This is a genomic window from Micromonospora sp. NPDC006431 (assembly GCF_042870725.1).
Lineage (GTDB): Bacteria > Actinomycetota > Actinomycetes > Mycobacteriales > Micromonosporaceae > Micromonospora.
On sequence record NZ_JBIAHQ010000011.1, the window covers coordinates 122129 to 144774 of the forward strand.

At 72.7% G+C, this 22646-nt stretch carries 17 protein-coding genes; 8 read left to right on the forward strand and 9 right to left on the reverse strand.

The genetic code is table 11. The annotated features are described in order from the left end of the window. Nucleotides 1-157: 157 nt before the first annotated feature. The gene (locus ACFYM6_RS20250) at nt 158-2587 is read right to left on the reverse strand and encodes a Tex family protein (protein WP_387277548.1); all 2430 of its coding nucleotides are present in this window, start codon (nt 2585-2587) and stop codon (nt 158-160) included. A 180-nt stretch (nt 2588-2767) separates the two neighbouring features. Between ACFYM6_RS20250 and ACFYM6_RS20255 the strand changes: the two genes are divergently transcribed. After that, nucleotides 2768-4030 (forward strand): nucleotide sugar dehydrogenase, encoded by a 1263-nt coding sequence (locus ACFYM6_RS20255; protein WP_387277550.1) that lies wholly within the window; start codon nt 2768-2770, stop codon nt 4028-4030. Between the two features lie 70 nt (nt 4031-4100). After that, complete coding sequence (locus ACFYM6_RS20260; protein ID WP_387277552.1) at nt 4101-5612, forward strand: deoxyguanosinetriphosphate triphosphohydrolase family protein; 1512 nt, start codon at nt 4101-4103, stop codon at nt 5610-5612. On the opposite strand, the gene ACFYM6_RS20265 is transcribed toward ACFYM6_RS20260, so the two are convergent. The 4 genes from ACFYM6_RS20265 to ACFYM6_RS20280 form a co-directional block, all read right to left on the reverse strand. Next, on the reverse strand, nt 5613-6755 hold the full coding sequence (locus ACFYM6_RS20265; protein ID WP_387277554.1) for an MBL fold metallo-hydrolase: 1143 nt from the start codon (nt 6753-6755) through the stop codon (nt 5613-5615). A 630-nt stretch (nt 6756-7385) separates the two neighbouring features. Continuing rightward, nucleotides 7386-8147, reverse strand: a complete 762-nt coding sequence (locus tag ACFYM6_RS20270; protein WP_387277556.1) for a succinate dehydrogenase/fumarate reductase iron-sulfur subunit — start codon at nt 8145-8147, stop codon at nt 7386-7388. Then, nucleotides 8144-10078 (reverse strand): fumarate reductase/succinate dehydrogenase flavoprotein subunit, encoded by a 1935-nt coding sequence (locus ACFYM6_RS20275; protein WP_387277558.1) that lies wholly within the window; start codon nt 10076-10078, stop codon nt 8144-8146. The genes ACFYM6_RS20270 and ACFYM6_RS20275 overlap by 4 nt, the downstream gene beginning before the upstream one ends. Before the next feature lies 1 nt (nt 10079). Then, complete coding sequence (locus ACFYM6_RS20280; RefSeq protein ID WP_387277795.1) at nt 10080-10763, reverse strand: succinate dehydrogenase cytochrome b subunit; 684 nt, start codon at nt 10761-10763, stop codon at nt 10080-10082. A gap of 83 nt (nt 10764-10846) precedes the next feature. On the opposite strand from ACFYM6_RS20280, the gene ACFYM6_RS20285 reads away from it, so the two are divergent. Further along, entirely contained in the window at nt 10847-11779 is a 933-nt protein-coding gene (locus ACFYM6_RS20285; protein ID WP_387277560.1) for a LysR family transcriptional regulator, read from the forward strand. Here the strand turns inward: ACFYM6_RS20285 and hrpA are convergent. Continuing rightward, entirely contained in the window at nt 11776-15822 is a 4047-nt protein-coding gene (gene hrpA, locus ACFYM6_RS20290; RefSeq protein WP_387277562.1) for an ATP-dependent RNA helicase HrpA, read from the reverse strand. The two genes, ACFYM6_RS20285 and hrpA, sit on opposite strands and share 4 nt — an antisense overlap. A gap of 162 nt (nt 15823-15984) precedes the next feature. On the opposite strand from hrpA, the gene ACFYM6_RS20295 reads away from it, so the two are divergent. Beyond that, on the forward strand, nt 15985-16452 hold the full coding sequence (locus ACFYM6_RS20295; RefSeq protein WP_387277564.1) for a cytidine deaminase: 468 nt from the start codon (nt 15985-15987) through the stop codon (nt 16450-16452). A gap of 6 nt (nt 16453-16458) precedes the next feature. On the opposite strand, the gene ACFYM6_RS20300 is transcribed toward ACFYM6_RS20295, so the two are convergent. Both ACFYM6_RS20300 and ACFYM6_RS20305 read right to left on the reverse strand, forming a co-directional pair. Then, nucleotides 16459-16818, reverse strand: coding sequence for a YciI family protein (locus ACFYM6_RS20300; protein ID WP_387277566.1), 360 nt, complete (start codon nt 16816-16818; stop codon nt 16459-16461). Between the two features lie 37 nt (nt 16819-16855). Then, nucleotides 16856-17788 (reverse strand): MerR family transcriptional regulator, encoded by a 933-nt coding sequence (locus tag ACFYM6_RS20305; protein ID WP_387277568.1) that lies wholly within the window; start codon nt 17786-17788, stop codon nt 16856-16858. Nucleotides 17789-17918: 130 nt separating this feature from the next. On the opposite strand from ACFYM6_RS20305, the gene ACFYM6_RS20310 reads away from it, so the two are divergent. From ACFYM6_RS20310 to ACFYM6_RS20325, 4 genes are read left to right on the forward strand one after another with little or no spacing between them, the layout of a single operon-like run. Beyond that, nucleotides 17919-18965 carry a FecCD family ABC transporter permease gene (locus ACFYM6_RS20310; protein WP_387277570.1) on the forward strand — a complete coding sequence of 349 codons (1047 nt, stop codon included), beginning with the start codon at nt 17919-17921 and terminating at the stop codon, nt 18963-18965. Next, nucleotides 18962-20032: a FecCD family ABC transporter permease gene (locus ACFYM6_RS20315; protein ID WP_387277572.1), complete on the forward strand. Its 1071-nt coding sequence runs from the start codon at nt 18962-18964 to the stop codon at nt 20030-20032. The genes ACFYM6_RS20310 and ACFYM6_RS20315 overlap by 4 nt, the downstream gene beginning before the upstream one ends. A 2-nt stretch (nt 20033-20034) precedes the next feature. Next, the gene (locus ACFYM6_RS20320) at nt 20035-20868 is read left to right on the forward strand and encodes an ABC transporter ATP-binding protein (protein WP_387277797.1); all 834 of its coding nucleotides are present in this window, start codon (nt 20035-20037) and stop codon (nt 20866-20868) included. 31 nt (nt 20869-20899) lie between these two features. Then, nucleotides 20900-21844, forward strand: coding sequence for an ABC transporter substrate-binding protein (locus tag ACFYM6_RS20325; protein WP_387277574.1), 945 nt, complete (start codon nt 20900-20902; stop codon nt 21842-21844). A gap of 113 nt (nt 21845-21957) precedes the next feature. Here the strand turns inward: ACFYM6_RS20325 and ACFYM6_RS20330 are convergent, their stop codons facing one another. Then, nucleotides 21958-22605 carry a hypothetical protein gene (locus tag ACFYM6_RS20330; RefSeq protein WP_387277576.1) on the reverse strand — a complete coding sequence of 216 codons (648 nt, stop codon included), beginning with the start codon at nt 22603-22605 and terminating at the stop codon, nt 21958-21960. Between the last annotated feature and the right edge of the window lie 41 nt (nt 22606-22646).

Below are 22646 nucleotides of genomic sequence, written 5' to 3' on the forward strand. Positions count from 1 at the left end.
TGGCCGGGAGCCGTCCGGTGCCGCGCCGCCTCAACCGGCGCGCCCCGTCCGCCCGCCGGTGCCGTCAGCTCCGGGCGGTCCGCTTCCGGTCGTGCTGTCGAGCTGACGCGTTCCGGCGATCCGTTGACGACATCAGCTCGACAGCGTGGCCCGAGGGTCAGGCCAGGCCGGCGCGGCGCAGCGCGTCCGCCATGGCGCTGTTGGCCGCGGCCGGTGCTCCGCCGCCGCGCCCCGGCCGCTGCTGCGGCCCACCGCGCGAGCCACCCCGGTCCCCGCGCGGCGCACCGCCCTGACCGCCGCCCTGACCGCCGCGCTGGCCGTCGCCCTGGCCGCCCCGTGCGCCGCCGCCCTGGCCACCGCGCTCGCGCCGGCCGTCAGCCGGGCGACCACCGCCAGCCGGCGCCTCGTCGTCCAGCCGCAGGCTCAGCGAGATGCGCTTGCGGGGTACGTCGACGTCGAGCACCCGGACCCGGACCACGTCGCCGGACTTCACCACGTCCCGCGGGTCCTTCACGAAGGTGTGCGACATGGCCGACACGTGCACCAGACCATCCTGGTGCACGCCGACGTCGACGAACGCGCCGAACGCGGCCACGTTGGTGACCACACCCTCCAGCACCATCCCGGGCTTCAGGTCACCGATCGTCTCGACCCCCTCGACGAACGTCGCCGTCCGGAACTCGGGGCGCGGGTCGCGGCCGGGCTTCTCCAGCTCGGCGAGGATGTCGGTGACGGTGGGCAGGCCGAACGTGTCGTCGACGAAGTCGGTCGCCTTCAGTCCGCGCAGGATCCTGCTCTGCCCGATCAGCGAGCGGACTTCCTGCCCGGTGTGGGCGAGGATCCGCCGCACCACCGGGTACGCCTCGGGGTGCACGCTGGAGGAGTCCAGCGGATCGTCGCCGCCGGGGATGCGCAGGAAGCCCCCGCACTGCTCGAACGCCTTCGGCCCGAGCCGGGGCACCTTCCTCAGGTCGGCCCGGGTGCGGAAGGGCCCGTTGGCGTCCCGGTGCAGCACGATGTTCTCCGCCAGCCCGGCGCCGATGCCGGAGACCCGGGTGAGCAGGGGAGCGGAGGCGGTGTTGACGTCGACGCCGACCGCGTTGACGCAGTCCTCGACCACCGCGTCCAGCGAGCGGGACAGCTTCACCTCGGACAGGTCGTGCTGGTACTGCCCGACGCCGATCGAGCGCGGGTCGATCTTCACGAGCTCGGCGAGCGGGTCCTGGAGGCGGCGGGCGATGGAGACCGCGCCGCGCAGCGACACGTCCAGCTCGGGCAGCTCCTGCGAGGCGTACGCGGAGGCGGAGTAGACCGACGCGCCGGCCTCGGACACCACCACCTTGGTCAGCTTCAGCTCCGGGTGCCGCTTGATCAGGTCGCCGGCCAGCTTGTCGGTCTCCCGGCTGGCGGTGCCGTTGCCGATCGCGATCAGCTCCACCCGGTGCGCCGCGGCCAGCTTGGCGAGGACGTCGATGGAGGCGTCCCACTGCCGGCGCGGCTCGTGCGGGTAGATGGTGTGGGTGGCGACCACCTTGCCGGTGGCGTCCACCACCGCCACCTTCACGCCGGTCCGCAGGCCCGGGTCCAGGCCCATGGTGGGCCGGGTGCCGGCGGGCGCGGCGAGCAGCAGGTCGCGCAGGTTGGTCGCGAACACCCGCACGGCCTCCTCCTCGGCCGCCTGCCAGAGCCGCATCCGCAGGTCCGCGCCGAGGTGGATGAGGATCCGGGTGCGCCAGGCCCAGCGCACCGTGTCGGTCAGCCACTTGTCCGCCGGGCGCCCCTGGTCGCTGACTCCGAACCGGCCGGCGATCGCCGCCTCGTACCGGGTCGGGCCGCTGGCCACGGCGTCGGAGTCACCCTCCGGCTCCGGGTCCATGGTCAGGTCGAGCACGCCCTCCTTCTCGCCGCGCAACATGGCGAGGATCCGGTGCGAGGGGAGCTTCGGGTACGGCTCGGCGAAGTCGAAGTAGTCGGCGAACTTGGCGCCGGCGCTTTCCTGGCCGTCGCGTACCCGGGAGACCAGCCGGCCCCGCGACCACATCTGCTCCCGCAGCGTGCCGATCAGGTCGGCGTCCTCGGCGAACCGCTCGATGAGGATGGCCCGGGCGCCCTCCAGCGCGGCGGCCGGGTCGGCCACCCCCTGGTCCGCGTCGACGTATCCGGCGGCCGCCTCCCGCGGGTCCAGGGTCGGGTCGCCGAGCAGCGCGTCGGCCAGGGGCTCCAGCCCGGCCTCGCGGGCGATCTGCGCCCGGGTCCGCCGCTTGGGCTTGTACGGCAGGTAGATGTCCTCGAGCCGGGACTTCGAGTCGGCCGCCATGATCTGCGCTTCCAGCGCCTCGTCGAGCTTGCCCTGGGACCGGATCGACTCCAGCACCGCGGCGCGTCGCTCGTCCAGCTCGCGCAGGTAGCGCAGCCGCTCCTCGAGGGTGCGCAGCTGCGCGTCGTCGAGTGAGCCGGTGGCCTCCTTGCGGTATCGGGCGATGAACGGCACGGTGGCGCCGCCGTCGAGCAGCTCCACGGCCGCCCGCACCTGACGTTCGGCGACGCTGAGCTCGTCGGCGATCCGCTGATGAACAGACTGGGTCACGATCTGATCCGCCTTCTCGGGTGGGTTCCGTCGTGCATTCTGCCGTCCGCCCCGGACGCTCCGCGCCCCGGCGCACCCACCGGCGTGGATCGGCCGCCGATATCACGAAAACGGACTTACGGCATCAGAAGTCCCTCTAGCCTCCTAACCAGGTGATTCCTCCGTCCAACTGGAGCCCGGGTGAGTGCTGAGAAGCTGGTCGTGATCGGCCAGGGTTACGTCGGTCTGCCGCTGGCCATGCGGGCCGTCGAAGCGGGCATGGACGTCGTCGGTCTGGACGTCGACACCGACCGCGTCAAGCGGCTCGCGTCGGGTGAGTCATTCGTGGAGGACATCCCGGCCGACCGGCTCGGCCGGGCGCTCAGCAGCGGCCGGTACCGGCCGAGCGCGGAGTACCCCGATGCCGAGGGCTTCGACGTCTGCGTGATCACGGTGCCGACCCCGCTGCGGGACGGCACCCCGGACCTGAGTTACGTGGAGCAGGCCGGCATCGGCATCGGCCCGTACGTCCGACCGGGCTGCACGGTGGTGCTGGAGTCGACCACGTACCCGGGCACCACCGAGGAGTTGCTGCGTCCGCTCCTGGAGTCGGCCAGCGGACTGCGCAGCCCGGGCGACTTCCACCTCGGCTACAGCCCGGAGCGCATCGATCCGGGTAACCCCACCTGGCGGCTGGAGAACACCCCGAAGGTGGTTTCCGGGGTGGACGCGGCGTCGCTGGCCCGGGTGGACGAGTTCTACCGCCGCATCGTGGCGCGCACGGTGCCCGTGGCCTCGACCCGGGTGGCCGAGCTGACCAAGCTGATCGAGAACACCTTCCGCCAGGTCAACATCGCCCTGATCAACGAGCTCACCATGCTCTCTCACCATCTGGACATCGATGTGTGGCAGGCGATCGAGGCCGCCGAGACGAAGCCGTTCGGGTTCATGCCGTTCCGGCCCGGGCCCGGCGTCGGGGGGCACTGCCTGCCGATCGACCCCTGCTACCTCTCCTGGCAGGTGAAGCGGCGGCTGGGCCGGCAGTTCCGCTTCATCGAACTGGCGAACGACGTCAACCACGAGATGCCCGAGCATGTGACGCAACGGATCATGGCCGGGCTCAACCGGACCGGCCGCGCGGTCAGCGGCGCCCGGCTGCTGCTGCTCGGGCTGGCGTACAAGAAGAACACCGGCGACATGCGCGACTCGCCGGCCGTGGAGGTGGCCCGGCGGCTGCGCGACCTCGGCGCGGAGGTCCGGGCCGTCGAGCCGTACGCCGAGCCGCACCACATCCCCGGCGGGGTGCTGGTGGTGCGGTTGACCGAACAGGAGGTCGCCGCGGCCGACGCGGTGGTCGTGGTGACGGATCACGACGTCTTCGACTACGACATGGTGACCAGGCGCGGGCGCTATGTCTTCGACACCCGTAACCGGTGCGCGGGTCCGGCGGTGGAGCGCCTGTAGGACACCGGGCGCCCGGCCCGGACGCCGACCCGTCGCTGCTGGCCGGTTCGCTGCGCTACCGTGGGCGATCATGGAACAACCTGCGGATCCGCGGGCCCGGCGGCTCTTCGGCGGCAGCGCCCGGGCGCTCGGCGACCTGGCCGCCAGCCCGTTCCGGGCCGACCGGGACCGGATCGTCGCGTCGCCGTTCTTCACCCGCCTGGGCGGGGTGACCCAGGTGGTCAGCCCGGGCGGGTCCGGCCTGCTGGTGCACAACCGGCTCACCCACAGCCTGAAGGTCGCCCAGGTGGCCCGGGCGATCGCCGAGCGGCTGACCGCCGAGGAGGCGCACCGCGAGCTGCTGGAGAAGCTGGGTGGCTGCGACCCGGACGTGGTGGAGGCCGCCGCGCTCGCCCACGACCTCGGCCATCCGCCGTTCGGGCACCTGGGGGAGCGGGTGCTGGACCGGCTGGCCCGCCAGCGGCTCGGGCTGCCCGACGGCTTCGAGGGCAACGCCCAGTCGTACCGGATCGTCACCAGTACGGAGATCCGGGGCGCGGCGACCACCGGCCTGGACCTGACGGCGGCGGTCCGGGCGGCGATGCTGAAGTATCCGTGGACCCGCCTGGACCACCCGGACCCACACCCGCGGCACCTGGACCCGGCGCCCCGCGGCGCGGCCGTCCCGCCCGACGACCCGGAGAGCGGGTCGGCGAAGTTCGGCGCCTACCGGACCGAGCTGGACGACCTGCGGCAGGCCAGGGAGCCGTTCGCCGGGCGGATCCCAGACTGGCAGCAGACCCCGGAGGCGTCCATCATGGATACCGCCGACGACATCGCGTACGCCATCCACGACGTGGAGGACTTCTACCGGGTCGGGGTGCTCCAGCAGGGCGCGGTGGCCGCCGAGCTGATGGCCTGGCAGCGGGAGAGCGGCCACTTCCGGGCGATCACCGGCGCCGCGCTGACCGCCGCCGGCCGGCGCCCCGGGGCGGCCATCGAACGGCTGCGCCGCCAGCTGCACCGCAAGGACGCCTGGATCGCCGACGACGAGGCGTTCGCCGCCGCCGTGGAACACGTCCGCGAGGAACTGGTGGAGGGGCTGCTGGCGCTGCCGTTCGACGGGTCGATCGAGGCGGAGCAGTACGTGGCCCGCTTCTCCGCCCGCTGGTCCACCCGGTTCGTCGAGGCCATCACGCTGACCCCGGAGCCGGACGTGCGCTCCGGCCACGTGCTGCTGGCCAAGGCGCAGTGGCACGAGGTGCAGGTGCTCAAGTTCGTCCACCACCGGTTCGTGCTGGCCCGCCCCGACCTGGCCCTGCACCAGCGGGGCCAGGCGCGGCTGCTGGGCAGCCTGGTGGAGGCGCTCTGGGAGTGGCTGCTCGACCCGGAGGAGGAGTCCCGGTTGCCCCGCCGGCTGCACGACCTCGTCGAACTGGCGGAGGCGGAGCTGCACCCGCGCACGCCGGACCGGATCGGCCGGGCTCGCGGCCGGGCGATCGTCGACTTCGTCGCCCAGCTCACCGACGGGCAGGCGGTGGCGATGCTGGACGCGCTCTCCGGCCGCTCCGGCGCGCTCTGGACCGACGCCTTCGTGCTCTGATCAGGCGACCGCCTGCCACCAGCCGTCCACCGGCGGCGGGTCGTCCACCACGACGCGCTCGCCGGGACGTGGCACCGCCAGCCGGACGTCGCGGGCCTTCGCCTCGGCCCACAGCCGGTCCACCGGCTCGGACCAGTCGTGCAGGGCGAGGTTGAAGGTGGCCCAGTGCACCGGGAGGAGCAGGTCGCCGCGCAGGTCGAGGTGGGCGGCGACGGCCTCCTCCGGGAACATGTGGATGCTCGGCCAGGCCCGGTCGTACGCGCCGATCTGCATCAGCGTGACGTCGAACGGACCGTGCTCGGCACCGATCCCGGCGTAGCCGTCGAAGTAGCCGGAGTCGCCGGTGTAGAACACCTTCCGGTGCGCCCCGGCCACCACCCAGGAGCTCCACAGCGTGCCGTCGCGGCGCAGCCCGCGCCCGGAAAAGTGCTGGGCGGCGGTGGCGGTGACGGTCAACCCGCCGACCCGGTGGCTCTCCGACCAGTCCAGCTCGACGATCCGCCCCGCCGGTACGCCCCACCGGTCCAGGTGGGCACCGACGCCGAGCGGAACCAGGAACGGCGCGGACTGATGGGCGAGCAGCCCGCGCACGGTGGCCAGGTCCAGGTGGTCGTAGTGGTCGTGGGAGATGAGGATGGCGTCGACGGGGGGCAGTTCGTCGAGGCGTACCGGCGGCTGGTGGATGCGGCGCGGCCCGATCCGGGCCGACGGGGAGCAGCGGTCGCTCCACACCGGGTCGAGCAGCACCCGGTGCCCCTCGATCTCGACCAGGGCCGACGCGTGGCCGTACCAGACGATGCTCAGCTCGCGGGTGGTGTCCGCCGGGGCCGGGTCGGCCGGCCGCAGCAGCGGGACGGGGCCGTCCGGCCGCCGCTTCTGCTTGCCGAACAGCAGCTCCCTGAGCAGGTTGCGGCCTGGGTCGGCGACCATCGTCCGGGTGCCCGCCGGGTTGTGGAAGGTGCCGTCGCGGAACTGGGGGGAGCGGGCGGCACGGGCCGCCCGGGCACCGGTGAGTCGGCCTCCGAGCTGCAGCGGCACGTCCCGGCCCACCCAGGCCACCCCGGCCAGGGCGGCCACGCCGGCCATCCGCCACAGCCGCCGGCCCAGCGCCCGCTCGACCGCCTGCTCCTCGGTTGTGCCCATCGCCGTCCCCTCCCGTGTCCCGCAGGCCCCTGCGGCCGCCCGGGCCGCCGCCGAGTACACGGTAGCCACCCGCGCGCCGGTTCGCTTCCGTTGATCACCGCCGTCCGGCTCACGGCGTGAGCACGACCTTGACGCAGCCGTCCCGCTTCTGCTGGAACATCTCGTACGCCTGCGCGAGCGGCAGCCAGTGGGTACGCAGTGTCTTCATGCCTGTTTGTCCCCTCTTCGGTGCCGTCCATGGGACTGCTACCCGCGAGGGGTGACTTGAACCGGCCGCCGCCGTCGCTCGGCGCCGGGCGGCTCCGGCCGCGCTGCGACTGAGGCACCAGGTCTCCGCTCCCTTTGGAGCTGATATCGCAAACGATTCAAGCGCGGCCGGCGGGCGAGTCTGGCAGGGTCGCCGCCCACCTCCGATGCCCCCGCCGGCCCTGGCCCCGCCACCCCGGGCCCAGCACCGCTCCGAGACGGCAACCGCTCCGGCCGCGATAGCACAGCCGACTCAGCTCGAAAGGAGGTCACCGGAGATGTCCTGGCCGTGAGACGGCGTATCCCGGAAAGGCCGACCGCCGCACCCTGCGGTGGGTGCGGCGGTCGGTGGGGTCGGACGGCGGGCGGACCCGCCGCGGGCGCTCAGGAGCCCGGTGTGCCGGCGCGCTTCGCGGTCGCCTTGAGGTAGTCCCGGTTGAGCCGGCCGATGGTGTTCAGCGGGATGCCCTTCGGGCAGGCCGCCGCGCACTCGCCGATGTTGGTGCAGCCGCCGAAGCCGGCCTCGTCGTGCGCGTCCACCATGCCGATCACCCGGGTGTACCGCTCGGGCTGGCCCTGCGGCAGCAGCGACAGCTGGGTGATCTTGGCGGCGGTGAACAGCATGCCGGAGCCGTTCGGGCAGGCCGCCACGCAGGCGCCGCAGCCGATGCAGGCGGCCGACTCGAAGGCGGCGTCGGCGTCGGCCTTGGCCACCGGGCTGGCGTGGGCCTCCGGGGCGCTGCCGGTCGGCGCGGTGATGTACCCGCCGGCGGCGATGATCTGGTCGAAGGCGTTCCGGTTGACCACCAGGTCCTTGACGACCGGGAAGGCCCGGGCACGCCACGGCTCGATGTCGATCGTGTCGCCGTCGGAGAACTGCCGCATGTGCAACTGGCAGGCGGTGGTGCCGCGCTGCGGCCCGTGCGCCTCGCCGTTGATCATGAGGCTGCACATGCCACAGATGCCCTCGCGGCAGTCGTGGTCGAACGCGACCGGCTCGTCGCCGGAGAGGATCAGCCGCTCGTTGAGCACGTCGAGCATCTCCAGGAAGGACATGTCCGGAGACACGTCGTCGACCTGGTAGGTCACCATCCGACCCTTGTCCTCAGGGCCCTGCTGGCGCCAGATGCGCAGGGTCAGATTCACTTGTAGCTCCGCTGCGTGGGGTGGACGTATTCGAACTGCAGGTCTTCCTTGTGCAGCACGGGCTGGTCGCCGGTGTACTCCCAGGCCGCCACGTAGGCGAACCGGTCGTCGTCGCGCTGCGCCTCACCGTCCGGGGTCTGGTGCTCGGCCCGGAAGTGGCCGCCGCAGGACTCCTCGCGGTGCAGGGCGTCGATACACATGAGCTCGGCCAGCTCGAAGAAGTCGGCGACCCGGCCAGCCTTCTCCAGCGACTGGTTGAGCCCCTCGCCGTCGCCCGGGACGCGGACCCGCTGCCAGAACTGCTCGCGCAGCGCGCGGATCTCGTCGATCGCCTTGCGCAGCCCGGCGTCGCTGCGCTCCATGCCGCAGTGTTCCCACATGATCTGGCCCAGCTCCCGGTGGAACGAGTCCACGGTCCGGTCGCCGTTGATGGAGAGCAGCTTCTGGATCCGCTCCTCGACGGCCGCGCGGGCCGCCACCACCTCGGGGTGGCTGGCGTCTACCTGCTCGAACGAACCGGCGTTCGCCAGGTAGTTGGGCAGGGTGTTCGGCAGCACGAAGTAGCCGTCCGCCAGGCCCTGCATCAGCGCCGAGGCGCCGAGCCGGTTCGCGCCGTGGTCGGAGAAGTTCGCCTCACCGATCACGAACAGGCCCGGGATGCTCGACTGGAGGTCGTAGTCCACCCAGAGGCCACCCATCGTGTAGTGCACGGCGGGGTAGATCCGCATCGGGACCTCGTACGGGTCCTCGCCGGTGATCCGCTCGTACATCTCGAAGAGGTTGCCGTACTTCGCCTCGATGGCCTTGCGGCCGAGCCGGTTGATCGCGTCGGCGAAGTCCAGATAGACGCCGAGCCCGCTCGGGCCGACGCCGCGCCCCTCGTCGCAGACGTTCTTCGCGGCGCGGGAGGCGATGTCGCGGGGGACCAGGTTGCCGAACGAGGGGTAGATCCGCTCCAGGTAGTAGTCGCGCTCGTCCTCGGGGATGTCCTTGGCGGGGCGGTTGTCGCCCTTGGCCTTCGGCACCCACACCCGGCCGTCGTTGCGCAGCGACTCGCTCATCAGGGTCAGCTTCGACTGGTGGTCGCCGGAGACCGGGATGCAGGTCGGGTGGATCTGCGTGTAGCAGGGGTTGGCGAAGTACGCGCCCTTGCGGTGCGCCCGCCAGGAGGCGGTGACGTTGCAGCCCTTGGCGTTGGTGGAGAGGTAGAAGACGTTGCCGTAACCGCCGGAGGCGAGCACCACCGCGTCGGCCATCTCGGTGGTGATCTCACCGGTGACCAGGTCGCGCACCACGATGCCGCGCGCCCGGCCGTCGACGACGACCAGCTCCAGCATCTCGTGCCGGGCGTTCATCTCCACGTTGCCCAGGCCGATCTGCCGCTCCAGGGCCTGGTACGCGCCGAGCAGCAGCTGCTGGCCCGTCTGGCCCCGGGCGTAGAAGGTGCGCTGTACCTGCGCGCCGCCGAACGAGCGGGTGTCCAGCAGGCCGCCGTACTCGCGGGCGAACGGCACGCCCTGGGCGACGCACTGGTCGATGATGTTGACCGAGACCTCGGCCAGCCGGTGCACGTTCGACTCGCGGGAGCGGAAGTCGCCGCCCTTGACGGTGTCGTAGAAGAGCCGGTGCACCGAGTCGCCGTCGTTGCGGTAGTTCTTGGCCGCGTTGATGCCGCCCTGGGCGGCGATCGAGTGGGCCCGGCGCGGGCTGTCCTGGTAGCAGTACGACTTGACGTGGTAGCCCTGCTCGGCGAGGGTCGCCGCGGCCGAGCCGCCGGCCAGGCCGGTGCCCACCACGATCACGGTCAGCTTCCGGCGGTTGGCCGGGTTGACCAGCTTCGCCTCGAAGCGGCGGCGCTCCCAGCGGGTCTCGACGGGGCCGTCCGGGGCCTTGGTGTCGGCGATCGGGTCGCCTTCGGTGTAGAGATCCATGTCAGGCCACCAATCCGGTGAGTACGGCGAACGGGACCACCAGGTAGCCGGCGACCAGCACGACGGCGAAGACCAGCGCGGCGGTCCGGGCCCGGCGCTCGCCCTTCGGGGTCTGCTGGCCGAGGCTGCGGAACGCGCTGAACGCGCCGTGGCGCAGGTGGAAGCCGAGCGTGACGAGGGCCAGGACGTAGAAGAGGGTGACGTACCAGCGCGACGGGGCGAAGTCGGCGACCACGTTGCCGTACGGGTTGCTCGGGTCGCCCTGCGGGTTCAGATGACCGGTGGTCAGGTCCAGGATGTGGTAGATCACGAAGAGCAGGATGATCACTCCACCCCAGCGCATCGTGCGGGCCGCGTAGTTCACGTGGATCTTGCGGCGGTGCGCGTACGCCACCGGGCGGGCGGCGTGGGCGCGCATCGACAGGACGGTGGCGGCGCCGATGTGCGCGAGCACGGCCACGGCCAGCACGGTGCGCTGGATCCACAGGTACCAGGTCGACGGCAGCAGCGGCGTCCCGATCTCGCGCAGCCAGTGCGCGTAGTGGTCGAACGAGGTCTCGCCCGTGAAGACCTTCAGGTTGCCGAGCATGTGCAGGATCAGGAACAGCACGAGGAGAATGCCCGTCACCGCCATGACGACCTTGAGGCCGACGTTGGAGCGGATGGGCGACCGAGTTTTCGTGATTACCACGCGACCGACGCTAGGAGCACTTTGATCAGTCGTCCAATGCATCGACCGCGCAGTCTTGATAGCCATAAGCTATCTAGATGCAGCTCCATCAGCTCCGGTACTTCGTCGCGGTCGCAGAAGTACGACATTTCACCCAAGCTGCCGACCTCGTGGGCATTACCCAGCCCTCGCTGAGTAAGCAAATTCACGCCCTGGAGACCGACCTCGGGGCCCCGTTGTTCGAGCGGGTAAGAGGCAACATCGCCCTCACCGCGGCCGGCGAGGTGCTGCTGCCGCTGGCCAAGCGGATCCTCGCCGACGTCGACACCGCCACCCGCGAGGTGCAGGAGCTGGTGGGGCTGCGCCGCGGCCGGGTCCGGCTCGGCGCCACGCCCAGCCTCGCCACCTCGCTCGCGCCGCCGGTGCTGCGCCGGTTCCGCGACGCCCATCCCACCGTCGATCTGCGGGTGGAGGAGGGCGGCTCCCAGGACCTGGTCCGCGACCTGCTCCGCGGCGACCTCGACCTGGCGCTGATCATCATGCCGTCGGCCGGCACCGATCCGGGGCTGCGCGCCGACCCGATACTGCGGGAGAGCATGGTGGTCGCCTCGGTGGACCCGCTACCGGCCGACCCGGTCACCGGCGAGCTGCGCATCACCGACCTGCGCGACGAACCGCTGGTGATGTTCCGCGAGGGCTACGACCTGCGCGACGCCACCCTCCAGGCGTGCCGGGAGGCCGGCTTCGAGCCCCGGCTCGCGGTGGACGGCGGCGAACTGGACGCGGTGCTCAGCTTCGTCGAGGCGGGACTCGGCGTCGCGCTGGTGCCCGGCATCGCGGTGGCCCGCCGGCCCGGCATCCGGGTCACCCGGCTCGCCCGGCCCGGCGTACGGCGGACCATCGCGGTGGCCCGCCGCCGTGATGTGGTGCCCACCCACGCCGGCCGCGAGCTGCGCCGCATCCTGCTGGAGTACGTCCACGACGCGACCGCCGACAACCAGCTCCCGCCCGGTGTAGAGCCCTTGCCCTAACGCCCCTCGGCCTCGTCCATCGCCCGGTAGATGCGCTGCTCGGACACCGGGTACGGGGTGCCGAGCGCCTGGGCGAACACGTTGACCCGCAGCTCCTCGATCATCCAGCGGATCTGCCGGGCCGCCGCCGACTGCCGCTTGGCCGGCGGCAGCGTGGCCAGCAGGTCCTGGTACTCCCGCTGCACCACGGCGATGCGGTCCTGCTGCTGCTTGTCCCGCTGCGGGTTGCCCGGCAACCGGTCCAGCCGCCGCTCGATCGCGGTGAGGTAGCGCAGCAGGTCGGGCAGGCGGGCGTACCCGGCCTCGGTGATGAAGCCCTTGTGCACCAGACCGCCGAGCTGGTTGCGGATGTCGGCCAGGGCGGCCACCACGGCCAGGTTCCTCGTCGCGCCGAGCCGCTGCTCCACCGCGTACGCGGCGGCGAGCACCTGACGGACCCGGCCCATCACGTCGACCACGGTGTCGACCAGGTCGGCGCGGACCTTGTCCCGCAGCGCGGCGAACCCGTCGGCGTCCCAGGCCGGGCCGCCCGCGTCCGCCATCAGCTTGTCGATCGCCGCGCCGGTGGCGTCCTCGATGAGGGCCTGCACCCCGCCGTGCGGGTTGCGGCTGAGCGCCAGCTTGGCCTCGTTGCTCAGCCGGCCCTGTAGGAACTTCGCCGGCGACGGCAGGATCAGCCGGAGCAGTCGCCGGGTGCCGGCCCAGTGCGCGGCCTCCTGCTCGGCCGGGGAGTCGAACACCTTCACCCCGACCGTGGCCCCCTCGTCGGTCAGGGCCGGGTACGCGGTCACCGCGTACCCGGCGCGGACCTGCTCGATGGTGCGCGGCAGGGTGTCGAGGCTCCACTCGGTGAGCCCGCTGCGGGCCACGTCCGGCGCGGCGGCGGCGACGACCTGGCGTACCTCCTGGCGGAGCTGGCGTTGCAGGGCCGGCAGGTCCTTGCCCTCGGCGACCGGCTTGTCGTCCTCGCCGAGCACCCGGAAGGTGACCCGCAGGTGCGGCGGCAGCTTGGCCAGGTCCCAGGCGTCCGGCGGGACGGTCACCCCGGTCATCCGGCGCAGCTGCCGGGTGAGCGCGTCGAGCAGCGGCTCCTCGCCGGGGGTGATCGCCGCCAGGGCCGCCCGGGCGTAGTCGGGCACCGGGACGAAGTTGCGCCGGACCGCCTTCGGCAGCGACCGGATCAACGCGACGACCAGCTCCTCGCGCAGCCCGGGCACCTGCCAGTCGAAGTTCTGTGCCGGCACCTGGTTGAGCAGCGGCAGCGGGATGTCCACGGTGACCCCGTCGATCGGGGTGCCCGGGTCGAAGGTGTAGGTCAGCGGGAGGGTCACCCCGGCGGCCCGCCACTCGTCCGGGTAGTCCGCCTCGTCGACCCCGCCGCGACCGGAGTTGATCAGCAGGTCGCGGGTGAAGGTGAGCAGGTCGGGCTGCTCCCGGCGGGTCTTCTTCCACCAGGAGTCGAAGTGCCGGCCGGAGACCACGTCGGCCGGGATCCGCTCGTCGTAGAACTGGAAGATCGTCTCGTCGTCGACCAGGATGTCCCGGCGCCGGGCCCGGTTCTCCAGCTCCTCCACCTCGGTGAGCAGCCGCTGGTTGTCCGTCCAGAACTGGTGGTGGGTCTGCCAGTCGCCCTCCACCAGGGCGTGCCGGATGAACAGCTCCCGGGACAGCGCCGGGTCGATCCGGCCGAAATTGACCTTGCGGGAGGTGACGATCGGGACGCCGTACAGGGTGACCTTCTCGTAGGCCATCACCGCGGCCTGCCGCTTCTCCCAGTGCGGCTCGCTGTAGCTGCGCTTGACCAGGTGCTGGGCGAGCGGCTCCACCCACTCGGGCTCGACCCGGCCGGCGACCCGGCCCCACAGCCGCGTGGTCTCCACCAGCTCGGCGGCCATCACCCAGCGCGGCGGCTTCTTGAACAACGCCGAGCCGGGGAAGATCGCGAACTTCGCCCCGCGCGCGCCCAGGTACTCGTGCTTCTGGGCGTCCTTGAGCCCGATGTGGGACAGCAGACCCGGCAGCAGGGACTGGTGCACCTTCGGGGTGTCGATCTCCTCCGGCAGGTCCGCCCCGGCCCCGCGCCGGCCACCGCCTCCGTCGGGCTCGGCCGCCGGCCCGCCGCGCCGGCCCCGCCGCCCGTCACCCGGTTCCGGGGTGCTTCTCACCTGGCGCAGCTGGCTGACGATGTCCTGCCACTCGCGGACCCGCAGATAGTTGAGGTACTCCGCCTTGCACATCCGGCGGAACGCGCTGGACGACAGGGCGCGCTGCTGCTCGCGCAGGTACCGCCAGAGGTTGAGGAACGCGACGAAGTCCGACTCCTGGTCGGCGAACCGGGCGTGCGCCTGGTCGGCCTGGGCCTGCTTCTCCGCCGGCCGCTCGCGCGGGTCCTGGATGGAGAGCGCCGCCGCGATCACGATCACCTCAGTGGCGCAGCCGTTCCGCTCGCCCTCCAGGACCATCCGAGCCAGCCGCGGGTCGACGGGGAGCTGGGCCAGCCGCCGGCCCAGCGGGGTGAGCCGCTTCGCCGGATCGGTCTCGGCCGGGTTCAGCGCGCCCAGCTCGTGCAGCAGGTTGACGCCGTCGGTGATGTTGCGCCGGTCCGGCGGGTCGATGAACGGGAACGCCCCGACGTCGCCGAGCCCGATCGAGGTCATCTGGAGGATGACCGAGGCGAGGTTGGTCCGCAGGATCTCCGGGTCGGTGAACTCGGGTCGGGACTCGAAGTCCTGCTCATCGTAGAGGCGGATGCAGATGCCGTCCGAGGTACGCCCGCAGCGGCCCTTGCGCTGGTTGGCCGACGCCTGGGAAATCGACTCGATCGGCAGCCGCTGCACCTTCAGCCGGCTGGAGTAGCGGGAGATCCGGGCGGTGCCCGGGTCCACCACGTACTTGATGCCCGGGACGGTCAACGAGGTCTCCGCGACGTTGGTGGCCAGCACCACCCGGCGCCCGGCGTGCGGGGCGAAGACGCGGTGCTGCTCGGCGGTGGAGAGCCGGGCGTACAGCGGGAGGATCTCGGTGCCCAGCAGGGACCGTTTCTTCCCCACCAGCTTGCCGAGCGCCTCGGCGGTGTCCCGGATCTCCCGCTCGCCGCTGAGGAAGACGAGGATGTCGCCCGGCCCCTCGGCGGCCAGCTCCTCGACCGCGTCGCCGATGGCCTGGATCTGGTCGCGGACGTTCTCCTCGTCGGCCTCGTCCTCCTCCTCGGCCTCGGTCACCTCGACCAGCGGCCGGTAGCGCACCTCGACCGGGTAGGTCCGCCCGGACACCTCGACGACCGGCGCGGGGTTGCCCTCGGCGTCGGCGAAGTGCCGGGCGAACCGGTCGGTCTCGATGGTCGCCGAGGTGATGACCACCTTGAGGTCGGGACGGCGGGGGAGGAGCTGCTTCAGGTAGCCCAGGATGAAGTCGATGTTGAGGCTGCGTTCGTGCGCCTCGTCGATGATCAGCGTGTCGTACTGGCGCAGCATCCGGTCGGTCTGCAGCTCGGCCAGCAGGATGCCATCGGTCATCAGCTTGACCAGGCTCTGCTCGCTGACCTGGTCGGTGAAGCGCACCTTGTAGCCGACCGCGTCGCCCAGCTCGGTGCCGAGCTCCTCGGCGATCCGGTCCGCCACCGTACGCGCGGCGAGCCGGCGAGGCTGGGTGTGCCCGATCAGTCCGTTGATCCCACGCCCCAGCTCCAGGCAGATCTTGGGCAGCTGGGTGGTCTTGCCGGAGCCGGTCTCGCCGGCCACGATCACCACCTGGTGGTCCCGGATCGCGGCGGCGATGTCGTCCTTGCGCTCGCTCACCGGCAGCTGCGCCGGATAGGTGACCGCCGGCACGGCGGCCCGCCGGGCGGCCAGCCGCGCCTCCGCCCGCGCCACCTCGGTGGCGATCTCGGCGAGCGCCGAGTCGCGCCGCTGCGGGTCCCGCAGCTTCCGGACCCCGTCCAGCCGCCGCTGGAGCCGGCGCTGGTCGCGGAACATCAGGGGGGAGAGGCGGCGGTGCAGGTCGCGGACGGCCTCGGGTGCGGCGGGTGCGGCTGGATTCTGCATGTCGTCGCCAAGGATAGGCAGCCGCCGGGCGCAGCGCTCCCGGGTTACCGGCCGGGCCGGGGTGACGCGCCCCGGCCACGTCCCGCGCGTGCCGTCCCAGGTGGGGCCGGGTCGCCGAGCTAAAGTGGCCGCCGATCGAGGTTGACGACGGACGGGATGATCATGCGCGACACCGACCGGGCACTGGTGCAGGCCGCCATGGCCGTTGCCAAGCTGCGCTGCCGCAGTGACAACCACACCGTCGCCGCCGCCGTGCGAAGCACCGACGGTCGGGTGTTCAGCGGGGTGAACGTCTACCACTTCACCGGCGGACCGTGCGCGGAACTGGTGGCGATCGGTGTCGCCGCCACGCAGGGCGCCGGCGACCTGGAGACCATCGTCGCGGTGGGGGACCGGAACCGGGGCGTTCTCGCGCCGTGCGGTCGCTGCCGGCAGGTGCTCGCCGACTACTTCCCGTCGATCAAGGTGATCGTCGGCCCGCCGGACGGGCTGCGCGCGGTCCCGGTGACCGATCTGCTGCCCGAGACGTACGTCTGGTCGGACCACCAGCTGGACGTGCCGGCCGTGCCGCGGACCGGGGTGTGGCCGATGCCGGTGGTGCCGGGCAGCCGCCAGGCCCCGGAAGACTGAGCCGGGTCAGTCGCCCGACGCCACCTCCAGCATCGACCGGGGGACCGGCACCTGCTCGAAGCGCAGGTTGCCCTCCGGCACCAGCCAGCTCATCACCTGAGCGACCAGCCGCCCGGCCCGTACGGCGGGGTCGTTGGCGTAGAGCTCGCGGGCCATCTGCGGGTCCACGGAGAGCACGGCGAAGCCACGGATCCGCTCGTCGTCGCCGCCGAGGAACGGTCCGGCGGCGAGGAGGGCGCCCTGCTCCACCAGCCCGGCCTGGTGGGCCAGGTGCGCGTCCTGCAACCGGTCGGCCGCGTCCCGGGGCAGCTCGGGCGGGTCGTCGGGACGGACCAGGAGGACGACGGTGTGCTGGTCGAATCGCATGCTCCCAGGGTAGGAGCGCAAACCAGTCGAAAAGGGGCTACGGCGAGGTCCGGGCCCGCAGTGCGCGGATCGACCAGTCGAGGACCGGCGCCAGGCTCTCGGTCGTCGGCCAGCCGTTGACCACCGAGAGCAGGTGCAGGTAGCGCTCCCGACGGGGATCGTTCGCGGCGTCCAGCCGGTCCAGCAGCCGCCGCCGGAGGTCGACGTCGTCGGGCCGGCCACAGAGGTGCGCGTACCGGCTCGTGAGCGCGGCGACGACCCGGTCGGCTCGGGGTGAGGTCGGGTCGACGCCGGCGGCCAGCGCCTCCTCGACCTCGGCCCGGGCCAACGCGACCGCGTCGCGGCGTACGCCCGGCGCGTCGGCGTGGTCCGCCGCGTGCTGCTCCGCCAGGTGTTGCAGGCTGGCCCGGAAGCCCGGGTCCTGGGACATTTCGGCCAGCTCCACCCAGGCCTCGACCTGGTCGGCGTCGGGGTTGTCAGGCAGGTCGGGGGTCAGCGAGCGCCTGATCCCCGCGTACGCGGGGTTGCCCGCCTGGCCGGCGAAGGCGGCGTCGAGGAATTCGTCGATCAGCCGCCGACGCTCGTCGGCGGAGAGCCTGGCCAGCTTGTGCATGAGCGCCATCTCCTCGGGTGTGGACCCGCGCCGGGCCACCGCCGTCAACACCGCGCGCCGCAGGCGCAGCACCCGGATCTGTGCCGCCAGTGCGTCGGCGTGCGCCGCGGCGACCTCGGGCAGGGAGACCTCCCGGTCCACGATCCGGCGGATCGTGGCCAGGTCCAGTCCGAGGTCGCGCAGCGTGCGGACGAGGTCCAGGCGGGCGACGGCGTCCGGGCCGTAGCGGCGGTGGCCGGTCGGGCCCCGGTCGGTCGGCGGCACGATCCCCCGGTCGGAGTAGAACCGGACGGTCTTGACCGTCAGGCCGCTCCGTTGGGCCAGTTCGCCGATCGAGTAGCGCGTGTCGCCGTTCATACCCCTCACCCTGGCGTCTCCCCCCACGGGAGGCGCAACCCGTCGTCTGAAGATCGACGATCCCGAGTTAGGTTCACCTAACCTCGTCGGCTAAGGTAAGGCGAACCTAAGCCGAGAGGGAACTTCGTCCGTGACCACCGTCGCCGTCCGGCCCGAGCGGGCCGACACCCCGGCCCGCCGAGGCGTCAGCCGCCGTCTCGCGGTCACCCTGGTGGCGGCGCTCCTGCTCGCCGTCGCGCTGCTGGCCAGCCTGGCGCTTGGCAGCCGCCCGCTCCCCGTCGACCAGGTGTGGGCCGCGCTGACCGCCCCGGACGGCGGTGAGGCCAGCATCATCGTCCGGGAACTGCGGCTGCCGCGTACCGCCCTGGGACTGGTGGTCGGGCTGGCGCTGGCCGTCGCCGGGGTGCTCTTCCAGGCCGTCACCCGCAACCCGCTCGCCGAGCCGCGCATCCTCGGGATCAGCGCCGGCGCGTCCTTCGGCGTGGTGCTGGCCATCGCCGTCTTCGGCGTCGGGACGCTCACCGGGTACGTCTGGTTCGGCATCGCCGGGGCGTTCCTCGCCGGCCTGTTGGTCTTCGCCGTCGCCAACCGCACCCGCGAGGGCGCCAGCCCGGTCACCCTCGCGCTGGTCGGTGCGGCCCTCGACGCCAGTCTCGGCGCCGTCGTGTACGCGCTGCTCAGCATCGACGCCCGCACCTTCGAGGAGTACCGGTTCTGGGTGGTCGGCGGCCTCACCGGCCGGGACGTCGGGGTCGCCGGGCAGGTGCTCCCGTTCGTCGTCGTCGGGGCGGTGCTGGCCGCCCTGGTCGCCCGGGGCCTCGACGCGCTCGCCCTGGGCGACGACGTGGCCCGCGGCCTCGGCCACCGGATCGCCCTGGTCCGCCTCGGCGCCGGCGTCGCCGGCGTGCTGCTCACCGGCGCCGCCGTCGCCGCCGCCGGACCGATCGCCTTCGTCGGGCTGGCCGTGCCGCACCTGGCCCGGGCTCTGGTCGGTGCCGACCACCGGTGGACCCTGCTGGTCGCCGGGCTGCTCGGGCCGGCCCTGGTGCTCGGCGCCGACATCCTCGGCCGGCTCGTCGCCCCGCCCGGCGAGGTACCCGCCGGCATCGTCACTGCGCTGATCGGCGCCCCGCTGCTCGCCGTCCTGGTCCGCCGCGCCCGGGTGGTGACCGCGTGACTTCCATCCACGCCCCAGCCCGGAGCGCGTCGAGCGTCGCGCTGCCCGGACGGTCGCTGCTGCGGATCGGGCCGGTGACCGTCCAGGTCCGCCGCCGTCCGGTGCTCGTCGCCGGCACGCTGTTCCTGCTGCTCGTCGGCTCCGTCGTGCTCAGCCTCTCGCTCGGCACCCCGTACGTCGCACCGGCCGACGTGCTGCGTGCGCTCTCCGGGGCCGGCACCCCGTACGACCTCGTGGTGCTCAACCTGCGACTGCCCCGCGCGGTGCTCGCGGCGCTCGCCGGGGCCGCCTTCGGGGTGGCCGGCACCCTGATCCAGAGCGTGGCCCGCAACCCCCTGGCCAGCCCCGACGTCATCGGCGTCACCCAGGGCGCCGGGCTCGCCGCGACGGTGGCCCTCACCGGCGGCGCGGCCGCCGTCCTGGTGGCGCCGGCCGCGCTGCTCGGTGGCCTGGTCGCGGCGGTCCTGGTGTTCGCCCTCGGCGCCCGGCACGGGTTGGCGGCGCAGCGGTTCGTCCTGGCCGGCGTGGCGGTGGCGTTCGCGTTCCGGGCGCTGACCGAGGTGGTCATGCTCACCGCCGACCCGATCGACGGGCTGCGCGCCCAGCTCTGGCTGATCGGCACGCTGGCCGGCAAGGGGTGGACCGAGGCGGCCTGGATCGGCGGCACACTCGCCCTGCTGCTGCCCGTGCTGGCCTGGGCCGGCTGGGCGCTGCGCAGCACCGCCCTGGACGACGATACCGCCCGGGGCATCGGGCTGCGGCCGGTGGCCCGGCGGATCGGGCTGGCTGCCACCGGCGTGCTGATCGCCGCGACCGTCACCGCCCAGGTCGGCGCGGTGGACTTCGTCGCCCTGGTCGCCCCGCAGGTGGCCCGCCGGCTGGTCCGGGCGGAGCGGCCGCCGCTGCTCTGCGCGGCGCTGCTCGGGGCGCTGCTGCTGGTGCTGGCCGACCTCGCCGGCCGCCGCCTGTTCGCCCCCACCCAGCTCCCGGCCGGCGTGCTCACCGCCGCGATCGGCGGGCCGTACCTGATGTTCCTGCTGCTCCGGACCCGGAAGAGGGGGTCGTGACCATGCTCTCCACCCGCGACCTGGTCGTCGGCTACGAGGGCCGGACGGTCCTGGACGGGCTGGACCTGGACCTGCCCGGCGACGCGTTCACCGTCATCGTCGGCCCGAACGCCTGCGGCAAGTCGACCCTGCTGCGCACGATGGCCCGGCTGCTCACCCCGCGTCGCGGCAGCGTGCTGCTCGACGGCGCGGTGATCCGGGACCTGCCCACCCGGGAGGTGGCCCGCCGGCTCGGCGTGCTGCCGCAGAGCCCGCTGGTGCCGGAGGGGATCACCGTCGCCGACCTGGTCGGGCGGGGCCGGCAGCCGTACCAGCGCTGGTGGCGGCAGTGGTCGGCGGAGGACGAGCGGGCCGTCGAGCGGGCCATGACCATGGCCGACGTCGCCGGGCTCGCCGACCGGCCGGTGGACACCCTCTCCGGTGGGCAGCGCCAGCGGGTCTGGATCGCGATGACTCTCGCCCAGGACACCGAGGCGCTGCTGCTGGACGAGCCGACCACCTTCCTCGACCTCGCCCACCAGGTCGAGGTGCTGGACCTGCTGCACCGGCTGCGGACCGAACGCGGCCGGACGGTCGTCGCCGTGCTGCACGACCTCAACCAGGCCGCCCGGTACGCCGACCACCTGGTCGCGATGCGCGCCGGCGCGGTGGTCGCAGCCGGACCGCCGCGCGAGATCCTCACCGCCGACCTGGTCCGGGAGGTCTTCGGGCTCGACTGCGTGGTCGTGCCCTGCCCGGTCACCGGCGCCCCGCTGGTGGTGCCCGCCCTCACCCACACCTCGCCCGTGCCGGCCGCCGCGCCGGCGCCGGCCGGATCCTCCGTCGGCGACGCCTGAGTGCGCGCCGTACCTCCACGAAAGGACCCTGATGCGTCGTCTCGCCGCCGCCCTCACCGCGGCCCTCGCCCTCGGCGTCGGCCTCACCGCCTGCGGGAAGAGTGACCCCGTCCCCGGTGCGGCCACCGGGGAGACCCGGGAGATCACCCACGCGATGGGCACCACCAAGGTGCCGGCCGAGCCGAAGCGCGTGGTGGTGCTCGACACCGACAAGATCGACACCGCACTCTCGCTCGGGATCACCCCGGTCGGCGCGGCGACCGCCGGCGAGGCGAAGAGCTGGCCCACCTACTTCGGCGCGGAGAAGCTCGCCAGCATCAAGGAGGTCGGCGTGCTCACCGAGCCCGACCTGGAGGCGATCAACGCGCTCAAGCCCGACCTGATCCTCGGCAGCAAGTTCCGCCAGGAGAAGTTCTACGACGAGCTGTCCGCCATCGCACCGACGGTCTTCACCGAGAAGGTGGGCATCACGTGGAAGGAGAACTTCCTCCTCGACGGTAAGGCGCTGGGCAAGGAGCAGCCGGCTCGCGATCTTCTGGCGGCGTATGAGAAGCGAGCCAAGGACTTCGGCGCCAAGCTCGGCGACGCGGCCTCGCGGGAGATCTCCATCGTGCGCTTCATGCCCGGCAACATCCGGGTCTACGGCCCGGAGTCGTTCTCCGGCATCGTGATCGGCGACACCGGGCTGGGCCGTCCCGCGCGGCAGCGCCTCGACGCCAAGGAGGACAAGCGCTTCGACCAGGTCAGCCCCGAGCGGGTCAAGGAGGTCGACGGCGACGTCATCTTCGTGACCGCGTACGGCGAGAAGGCCGCCGCCGAGCAGGCGAAGGTCACCGCCGGGAGCCTCTGGCAGGGCCTGTCCGCGGTGAAGGCGGGCAAGGCCCACGTGGTCTCCGACGAGACGTGGATGACCGGCATCGGCGTCACCGCCGCCAACAAGATCCTCGACGACCTCGACAAGTACCTCTCCGCCTGAGCGCCGCCCGACCCAAGATCCGCGCAACTTCAGTCCACCTGCTGCCTCGGAGTTCGTTAAGGCAGCACGTTCCCCGAAGTTGCGCGGATCTTGCGGGGCTCAGGGGTCGGAGGTCAGGCGGCGGTGGACCAGATGGCGCGGAAAGCGGCCGCCTCACCGGCCAGCCACTGCTCGATCTGGTCCGGCTTGACCTCGGCGGGCATGCGGTGGGCCTCGCCGCGCCGGACGTCGACCAGGACCGGCTCGGCGTGCGGGAGGACCGCGTCCATGTGCCGGGCCATCAGGTGCAGGGTGGCCAGGGTGGCCTCCTCGCTCGGCGGGGCCTCGTCGAAGTGCAGGCGGATCGCCTCGGCGCGGCCGTCGGCGTATCGGACGCCGAAGTGCGGGTTGATCTTGACGGGGAGGTCGCCCAGCATGGCCAGGGCGTCGCGGGTCTGTGCCAGGTCGACGCCCGCCGGCTCGCCGAGGGAGTGCAGCCAGCTGGTCGCGCCCGGGACGAGGGCCTCGTAGAGCGGGCGCCAGCGGGGCTTGACCAGGTCGGCGACCTGGGCCAGGTGGGTGCCGCCGGTGTGGAAGGCGACGTCGGCCTTGAGCGCCTTGACGAACTGCCCGTGCGGGTTGAAGCCGGACTTGCTCGCCCGTTGGCGGCGCAGGCCCCCGACGAAGGTGGCCTTGGTGGGCCCGGTGCGGTCCACGTACCGGGTGAAACCGAGGAGGGTGGCGTAGGGGGTGAGAGGGGCGGTGGAGGTGGGCGCGTTCACGAGCATCCTCCCAGGTCAGCGGCTCGATTAGTACATACATT

Bases quoted from the DNA above. Each gene is read 5' to 3' on its own strand.
- ACFYM6_RS20285 (WP_387277560.1), top strand. From the start codon at position 10,847: ATGCAGCTCCATCAGCTCCGGTACTTCGTCGCGGTCGCAGAAGTACGA.
- ACFYM6_RS20300 (WP_387277566.1), bottom strand. From the start codon at position 16,818: ATGCGATTCGACCAGCACACCGTCGTCCTCCTGGTCCGTCCCGACGAC.
- ACFYM6_RS20295 (WP_387277564.1), top strand. From the start codon at position 15,985: ATGCGCGACACCGACCGGGCACTGGTGCAGGCCGCCATGGCCGTTGCC.
- ACFYM6_RS20275 (WP_387277558.1), bottom strand. From the start codon at position 10,078: ATGGATCTCTACACCGAAGGCGACCCGATCGCCGACACCAAGGCCCCG.
- ACFYM6_RS20320 (WP_387277797.1), top strand. From the start codon at position 20,035: ATGCTCTCCACCCGCGACCTGGTCGTCGGCTACGAGGGCCGGACGGTC.
- ACFYM6_RS20260 (WP_387277552.1), top strand. From the start codon at position 4,101: ATGGAACAACCTGCGGATCCGCGGGCCCGGCGGCTCTTCGGCGGCAGC.
- ACFYM6_RS20265 (WP_387277554.1), bottom strand. From the start codon at position 6,755: ATGGGCACAACCGAGGAGCAGGCGGTCGAGCGGGCGCTGGGCCGGCGG.
- ACFYM6_RS20305 (WP_387277568.1), bottom strand. From the start codon at position 17,788: ATGAACGGCGACACGCGCTACTCGATCGGCGAACTGGCCCAACGGAGC.
- hrpA (WP_387277562.1), bottom strand. From the start codon at position 15,822: ATGCAGAATCCAGCCGCACCCGCCGCACCCGAGGCCGTCCGCGACCTG.
- ACFYM6_RS20325 (WP_387277574.1), top strand. From the start codon at position 20,900: ATGCGTCGTCTCGCCGCCGCCCTCACCGCGGCCCTCGCCCTCGGCGTC.